Genomic DNA, 7,426 nt, shown 5'->3' on the forward strand with positions numbered 1-7,426 from the left:
TGGGAGGTTGTTCTTATGCTGCTGGCCCATCCCCGTTGTAGCTTTGCCTCCTCACTGGGCACCTTCCTCAGTGTTAGAAAAGAAGAATGGCTGGCCCAAATGAAGGCTCGGGAGTCGGGGCGCCCTCTCCACGAAGAGCAGATTGCTGCCTGGGCAGACTGCTATGATGTGCTCCTACATACGCTACCGGCCATTCAAGCGCAACATCCAGAGCTCATCCTGATCTTCGAATACGAGCTGCCTTATGAAGCGGGCCGTCGCCCAGATGTGATCCTCCTCAGCCAAGAACAGGTCGTGATTTTGGAGTTCAAAATGAAATACCGTGTGCTCCGGGCCGATGTGGACCAGACGGCTGCCTATGCCCGGGATATCCAGGAATATCACTTTGAATCCAGAAACCGCAAAGTCACTTCCTTACTGGTGGTTACCCGCATAAACCATACAATAGAGTTAAGAGGTTCTGTCCTTGTGAGCTCTGGGGATCGGCTGCAGGAAGCCCTGCTCGACACGTTGCAAGCGGGCACAACCGCTTGTGATGCGACTGCCTGGATGTCCTCCCGCTATGAGCCCCTTCCCACCATCGTGGAGGCCGCTCAGATGATTATGCGCAAGGAGGCACTCCCGCATATCCGCAGCGCAGACAGTGCAGGCATTCCACAAGCATTACAGTGCCTTACCGGTATTGCTACCTATGCGCAAGAAAAGGGCAAGTATATGCTCGCCTTTGTCACGGGTGTGCCTGGCGCAGGGAAAACTTACTTGGGTTTACAATATGTTTATGAATCCCTCCAGGCAGCAGAGCAAGTGCACTCTGTGTATCTGTCGGGCAACGGCCCCTTGGTGAAAGTCCTCTCTGCTGCTTTGGGGAGCAATGTATTTGTCAAGGACCTCCATAAACAGATCGATGAATTTGTCCGCTATCGGGCCAAGGATTTTCACCAGAGCATCATTGTCTTTGATGAGGGGCAGCGGGCTTGGACGCAGGAGCGCATGGCCCAGCGGAACCCTGGTCGCCAATGCTCCGAGGCAGAATTAATGCTCCAACTGGCAGAGACACGGCTCCCGTGGTGTGTCCTTCTTGTGCTCATCGGGGAAGGGAAAGAAATCTACAAGGGGGAATCCGCCGGCGTAGACCAGTGGGTGAGCGCCATTTCCCGTGCACAACGAGCATGGGAAATTGTTGCACCTTCAAAACTGACCGCCTCCTTTGAACCGCTGCGGACGATGCGTCGCCTTCACGCGCGCAACCAATTGGATCTCAACGTGTCCTTACGCAACCACTTGGCCCAAGACGCCAGCACCTTTATGAACCATTTGATTTCAGGTGAGATTGACCAGGCAAAATCGCTTGCCACCTCCTTGCAGTCTGCGGGCTATACGATGCTCGTGACGCAGGATTTAGATGCAGCAAAGGCGTATTGTACGACTCGCTATATGGGGCAATCATCGAAGCGCTATGGACTGCTAGTCTCTTCTAAAGCAGAGTCCACGCTGATGAGACGCTATGGCGTGGATAATAGCTATGAGGCCACCAACATGCGCAACATGGACATTGCTGCGTGGTATAATGATCCACCTGAAAGTCCAAAATCCTGCTGTCGCTTTCGCCACGTGGTGACCGAGTTCAGTTGTCAGGGCTTAGAGGTGGATCTCCCGATCCTGTGCTGGGGACCAGACATGATTTGGAATGGTCAAGCCTGGAACCTCTATCGCCCAATGCAGTCGGCAGATAGCAATGACAACCGCTAACCGGCCTGCCCGCTGAGGTATAATCGGACCCGGCAGCGGACGCCGAGAAACATGACAGAGGAGAAGCCTATGCGGATGATCATCTCACCGGCGAAGAAGATGCGGACAGACCCGGACGGCCTGGCCGCTGTTGGACTGCCCCGATTCCGGGACAAGGCGGAGCGGGTGAAGCAGGCGCTGCAGCGGCTGACGGCGGAGGAGCTGCAGGCCCTCTGGCGGTGCAGCGATTCCCTGGCGCGGCTCAACGCGGAACGGCTGCGGGGAATGGACCTGGAGCGCGGCCTGACGCCGGCCGTTTTGGCCTATGAAGGAATCCAATACCGGTATATGGCCCCAGGGGTGTTCGAGCGCGGGGAGTACGCCTTCCTGCAGGAGCACTTGCGTATCCTGTCCGGCTTCTATGGGGTGCTGCGTCCCCTCGACGGGGTGGTGCCCTATCGGCTGGAGATGCAGGCAAAGCTGTCCGTGGACGGGAGCCGGGACTTGTACGATTTCTGGGGCGGCAGGCTGGCCGACGAGCTGGCGGCCGAGACGGACCTGATCCTGAACCTGGCCTCCCGGGAGTACAGCAGGGCGGTGACGCCCTATCTGCCCCGGACGGTGCGGGTGGTCACCTGCGTGTTTGGGGAGCGGAGTAAGGGGAAGATCGTCGAGAGGGGCACCCTGTGCAAAATGGCGCGGGGGCAGATGGTGCGCTGGCTGACCGAGCGCCAAGTCACAAAGGCGGTAGACGTGAGGGACTTTGACGGCTTGGGCTATGCCTACGACGCCGAACATTCGACGCCGGACGAGCTGGTGTTTCTGCGCAAGGAGCCGTTTGCGTCCAGACACGGCTTCGTAGCCGTCCTGGACAAACAGCCGCAGGGCGGTCAGCAGGATGCGCTCCCTGGGGTTGAACATCGGATCGACTCCCCATCCTCCGGATAGTAGGAGAGAAAGAGCGAAAACAGGACGCCCCTGAGAGGAGCCGCCCTGTTTTTGAAACGGGGTGTGGAGCCGGCGGCTATCCGCCGAGAATCCCGGAGAGATCCGCAGCTCGGTGGTGTGGTCCATGGTGAGGGTGCCGTCACAGTAGGACAGGCTCAGGTAGAGTTTGCCGTCGTTTGGGCCTCAGCCGCGGTTGATCTGGTCCAGCAGGCTGTCCAGGCCGCCGCCGTCTGCTCTGGAAGCGGCGCGCCGCAGGAGGGACAAAAGGTCTTGTCCGCCGTGGCCGCCTCTGCGCAGGCGGGCTGGGGTTTTCCTGCTGACCCTTCTGGAAGGAAGGGCACCAGAGGGCTCTCGTGCAGGAGCCTGAACAGCAGACCAAGCAGCACTCGTCGCTATAGCCCAGGGAGCTGTCCACAAAGAATTGGCCAGGCCGGTGCCCGCCAGCCAGATGAGGATGGCCACGCCCATACCGCCGTCGCCGAACAGCCAGCCTATGTGGTTCCTTACGCTGGTCCTGGGTATAGCTTTACCGCACCTTGGATGTAAAGGGTCACGGTGTCTTTTCCGGTCGCCGAGGCGGTGGCGCATACACAGGAGAAAAGGACCAGCTTTTTCTTTCGATGGTTCAGGGACGGCGGCTGGGCTCAAACTGGACGGCGCCGCAGACGGTACAAAATTGGTCTCCGGCGGGGACCCCAGCGCCGCAGGCGGCGCAGATGCGGGGCGCGCACCGGGTGCACAGGCCGCGATTTTCGTTAAAGTGCTCGTCGCAGACCCAGACGCCGCAGTGCCGGCACCAGTTGAAGTGGAGCTTTGCCTCAGCGGCGGCCAGCGCCAGGGCCTGTTCCGGCTGGCCTGCCTGCGGAACAAGGACGGCGTACTCCTTGCCGCAGAGACCGCAGGAGAAAACCACCTGCCAGCCTCTGCCGCGGCACAGGAGCCGATGGGGAGCATGGAAGGCGGGGGAATCAGGCCTGGTCATGGCCGCTCTCCTCCTTTCGGACGGCCTCCAATCCGGTAAGAAATGCGCTGAGATGCCGGAGGGACTCCCGGTCCATGCCTTTGATCTCCTGCGTGATTTCCTGGAGAAGCTGTTCCCTGCTCTCCATGTGATCCTCTCCTTCCACAAATTAAGATTGATTTGGCTAGAGCATAAAGGTAAAATAAAAACCAGAAGAGGAGAGCAAAAACTCTCGCCTCTGGCGTTCAGTATATCGGTCGCATTCACCTGAGTCATCATCCCTGGGGTGACGGTCAAGCCCGAATAGGGGTGATTTTTGGGGTGATTTTTACAAAACCAGGGGAAGAAGGGAAAAGGAGCGGTTGTATGAAACGTTTTGGAGGGATTTTTTGCGTCGCCTTGATCATGGTTACCCTATTATCCGGATGCAGTGAGCCGTCCGGATTGGACCCCAAACATCCTGTGACTCTGACCCTGTGGCACAATTTCGGCGGACAGATGCAGGCCACCATGGACGCCCTGGTGGACGAGTTCAATGGTACGGTGGGCAAGGAAAACGGCGTCATACTCAGCGTCACCTCGATCTCCGGCTCGGCCTCCGTCCAGGAGAAGCTGACCATGATCGCCGCCGGGGACCCCGGCGCGCCCGAGATGCCGGATATTACCACCTGTTACCCCGCCACGGCCTCCATTCTGCGGGCAAAGGAGCTGCTGGCGCCGCTGGATGGACCGTTTACCCAGGAGGAGCTGGACGCCTATCTGCCCCGCTTCGTGGAGGAGGGGCGGCTGGACGACGGGCGGCTCTATGTCTTTCCCTTCGCCAAGTCTACCGAGGTGCTCTTTGTCAATCAGACTCTGTTCGACCGCTTTTCCCAGGCCGTCGGCGTCACGCTGGACAGTCTGTCCACCTTTGAGGGTATTGCGGCGGCCAGCATGGAATACTACCAGTGGACCGACGGGCTGACCCCCGATACGGCGGGGGACGGCAAGCATTTTTATACAGCGGACTCCCTGTTCAACCTGGCTCAGGTGGGCATGGAGCAGATGGGGGCCTCCCTTCTGGAGGGAGAGAGCCTGGCACTGGACCACCCGGCCTACCGGCGGGTGTGGCAGGCCGTGTTTGAGCCGGCGGTCCGGGGAGGCTATGCCATCTACGACGGCTACTCCTCCGATCTGTCCAAAACCGGGGAGATCGTCTGCTCCACCGGTTCTACCGCGGGCATCCTCTTTTATGGGGATCAGATCACCTACCCGGACAACACCACTGAGCAGGTGGAGTACACCGTGCTGCCCTTCCCCACCTTTGAAGGCGGGAAGAAAATCGCTATCCAGCGGGGCAATGGCCTGGTGGTGGCCCGGTCCACCCCGGAGAAGGAGCAGGCCGCGGTGCTGTTCCTCAAGTGGTTCACCCAGCCGGAGCAGAACATGCGCTTTGTGGCCTCCACGGGCTATCTCCCGGTGACGAAGGCCGCCTTTGAAAACAGCATGGACCAGGAAATCGCCACCAATGAGAACGTCAACATTCAGAAGCTGCTGCGTACGGCGGTACAGGTCTACAGCGAGTACGAATTCTACATCCCGCCGGTGTTTGACTCCTTCAACGCCCTGCGCAGAAGCTATGAAGCGGACTTTTTGACTGCCGGGGGCGCGGCTAGGGAGGAATATTGCGCGCTTTTGGAGACCACGGAGCCAGATGCGGCCTATGAAGCGGCGGTGCAGGGGCGGTTTGAGGCCTTCACCGGCCGGTAGGCATGGACGAAAGCGCAGGGGAGGGGATGGGTATGGCCGGACGCGGCCTGCTGGAAACCGGAAAGCTCTATATCCATGCCGTTCGGCGGGCGGGCCGGGACGGCCTCTCCATGCGCCTGCGCCTGTTCGGTATGCTGCTGCTCTTTCTCAACGCCATCCTGATGGGGTTTCTGCTCATCCTCTTTCTGACGGGGACCTTCCACAGCGGCATGCAGGCTACCCGGGAGCTGCTGGAAAATGAGCTGTCCTACCGGGCGCAGAATGTGTACCGGAGCTTTGGAGACATCTCAGTGCAGGGAGTGACCCTGGCCGGAGAGCTCTCCCAGAGCCTGGAGTGGCACCTGGCGGAGCGCGGAGCCGTACCCGCCGGGCTGGGGGAGGACACGGCGCTGCTGGAGGAGCTGCTGGGGGAGGAGCTCGCCCGGCTGTCCGGGGCGCTGGAGAAGGCCCGCAGCAGCGGGGTGTTTTTGATCCTGGACGCCACTGTAAATCCGGAGCTGGAGGGGGCGGAGCACTCCCGGGCGGGCCTCTACCTGAAAAATATGGAGCCCAATATCGTCAGCAATACGGCGGCCAACCTGCGCTACATGGTGGGCCCCATGGCGGTGGCCCGGGAGCGGGGGCTCTATACGCTGCCCCAGTGGAGGATGGAATTCGACGTATCGGATGGGGAGTACTACACCGTGCCGATGGAGCGGGCGGAGGAATGCCGGGATTTGCCCATCTCACGGCTGTACCACTGGAGCCGCAGCACCTCCCTGCCCGGCAGCGGCGAGCGGGTCATGCTGCTGTCCGTGCCCCTGCGGGCCTCTGACGGGACGGTGATGGGGGTGTGCGGCTTTGAGGTGAGCCAAATGCTCTTCAAGCTGTCCTACGCGCCGGACAACAGCCAGTATGAGTATCTGTTCTGTATGCTGGCGCCGTTGGAGCAGGGACGGCTGGCGGCAGAGGGCGCTCTGTTCGCCGGGAGCTATGCCGTCTATCCCACCGATATGACGGAAGAGCCGCTGGAGGTCCAGCCGGATTCCCATGCGGTCAACACATACCGTCAGGCGGACGCCGCACCCTATGTAGGGCTGCACCGGGAGGTCGTGCTCTACCCCTCGGACTCGGCCTATGAGGGGGAGGAGTGGGTCCTGGCCCTGCTGATGCCGGAGCATGCTCTGGCGGAGAAGCTGGCGGGCCGGAATTGGAGCCTGATGGTGGGATTGGGCATCCTGCTGCTGTGCAGCATGGCGGTGGCCGCCTTTATCAGTCACCGATATGTCCGGCCGGTGATGGCGGCCTTCCGGCAAATCAAAGCGGGCGGCCAGGGCGCCAAGACCCATATCCCGGAGATTGACGACCTAATCGAATTCCTTTCCACGCAGGATGAAGCGCCGGACCCGCTGCCGGGTCAGTCCGCCCTGTACCAGGAGTTCGTGAAGAACATCGACACGCTCTCCGCGGCGGAGCGGGCGGTCTTTGACCTGTACATGCGGGGCCACACGGCGCGGGAGATCGCGGAGATTCTGTGCCTGTCCATCAATACCATCAAGACCCACAACCGCCGCATTTATATGAAGCTGAACGTCACCAGCCGCAAGGAACTCATGGTGTATATCCAGATGATGGAGGAGGCGAAGGACGCCTATGTCCAGGGGAAAATATAACCCAGACGGGGGAAGGGAATCCGGCCTTGCCGGGCGTATCCGGCAGATCATTCGGGAGAGCGGGGTCAAGCAGGTGGAGTTTGCCCAGAGCCTTGGTATCAGCGCAAACTATGTCTATCTGCTCACCAGCGGACGGAAAACGGCCATTTCCGAGACCCTGGCCCGGCTGATCGAGCGTGTCTACGGCTACCCGGCGGACTGGGTCCTCCAGGGGGAGGAGGGCGGGGGGCGGCCTGTGCACGGCCTTCAGGCCGAGGTGCTCCAGCGGGTAGAGCGCATGAGCGAGCCGGAGTTGCGGGCAGTGGCCGATTTTATCCGCAGCATGGAACGGCCGCCATCCCAAGAATAAGAAAACCGCCCCCGGGCTTAAAGCCCGGGGGCGGTTATT

Annotated in this window: 7 protein-coding genes; 5 read left to right on the top strand and 2 right to left on the bottom strand. The window is 60.6% G+C overall.

Annotation, left to right across the window (positions count from 1 at the left end; all coding sequences use genetic code 11):
- Positions 1 to 15 precede the first annotated feature (15 nt).
- Together B3H64_RS09180 and yaaA are read left to right on the top strand one after the other, a co-directional pair.
- On the top strand, positions 16 to 1,749 hold the full coding sequence (locus tag B3H64_RS09180; RefSeq protein ID WP_286734612.1) for a DNA/RNA helicase domain-containing protein: 1,734 nt from the start codon (positions 16 to 18) through the stop codon (positions 1,747 to 1,749).
- 69 nt (positions 1,750 to 1,818) lie between these two features.
- The gene (gene yaaA, locus B3H64_RS09185; RefSeq protein ID WP_094762488.1) at positions 1,819 to 2,676 is read left to right on the top strand and encodes a peroxide stress protein YaaA; all 858 of its coding nucleotides are present in this window, start codon (positions 1,819 to 1,821) and stop codon (positions 2,674 to 2,676) included.
- Positions 2,677 to 3,301: 625 nt separating this feature from the next.
- Here the strand turns inward: yaaA and B3H64_RS09190 are convergent.
- Together B3H64_RS09190 and B3H64_RS09195 are read right to left on the bottom strand one after the other, a co-directional pair.
- Positions 3,302 to 3,658, bottom strand: coding sequence for a zinc-ribbon domain-containing protein (locus B3H64_RS09190; protein WP_050618830.1), 357 nt, complete (start codon positions 3,656 to 3,658; stop codon positions 3,302 to 3,304).
- Entirely contained in the window at positions 3,645 to 3,785 is a 141-nt protein-coding gene (locus tag B3H64_RS09195; protein ID WP_154666686.1) for a hypothetical protein, read from the bottom strand. The genes B3H64_RS09190 and B3H64_RS09195 overlap by 14 nt, the downstream gene beginning before the upstream one ends.
- Before the next feature lie 296 nt (positions 3,786 to 4,081).
- Between B3H64_RS09195 and B3H64_RS09200 the strand changes: the two genes are divergently transcribed.
- Genes B3H64_RS09200 through B3H64_RS09210 form a run of 3 tightly spaced genes read left to right on the top strand, consistent with a single transcriptional unit; the run spans position 4,082 to position 7,387 of the window.
- The gene (locus B3H64_RS09200) at positions 4,082 to 5,386 is read left to right on the top strand and encodes an extracellular solute-binding protein (RefSeq protein ID WP_242853746.1); all 1,305 of its coding nucleotides are present in this window, start codon (positions 4,082 to 4,084) and stop codon (positions 5,384 to 5,386) included.
- Between the two features lie 32 nt (positions 5,387 to 5,418).
- Positions 5,419 to 7,038, top strand: a complete 1,620-nt coding sequence (locus tag B3H64_RS09205; RefSeq protein ID WP_050618828.1) for a helix-turn-helix transcriptional regulator — start codon at positions 5,419 to 5,421, stop codon at positions 7,036 to 7,038.
- Entirely contained in the window at positions 7,019 to 7,387 is a 369-nt protein-coding gene (locus B3H64_RS09210; RefSeq protein ID WP_050618827.1) for a helix-turn-helix domain-containing protein, read from the top strand. Before B3H64_RS09205 ends, B3H64_RS09210 begins: the two co-directional genes overlap by 20 nt.
- The last annotated feature ends 39 nt before the right edge of the window (positions 7,388 to 7,426 follow it).

Source organism: Intestinimonas sp. UBA1698 (assembly GCF_002320075.1).
Lineage (GTDB): Bacteria > Bacillota > Clostridia > Oscillospirales > Oscillospiraceae > Intestinimonas > Intestinimonas massiliensis.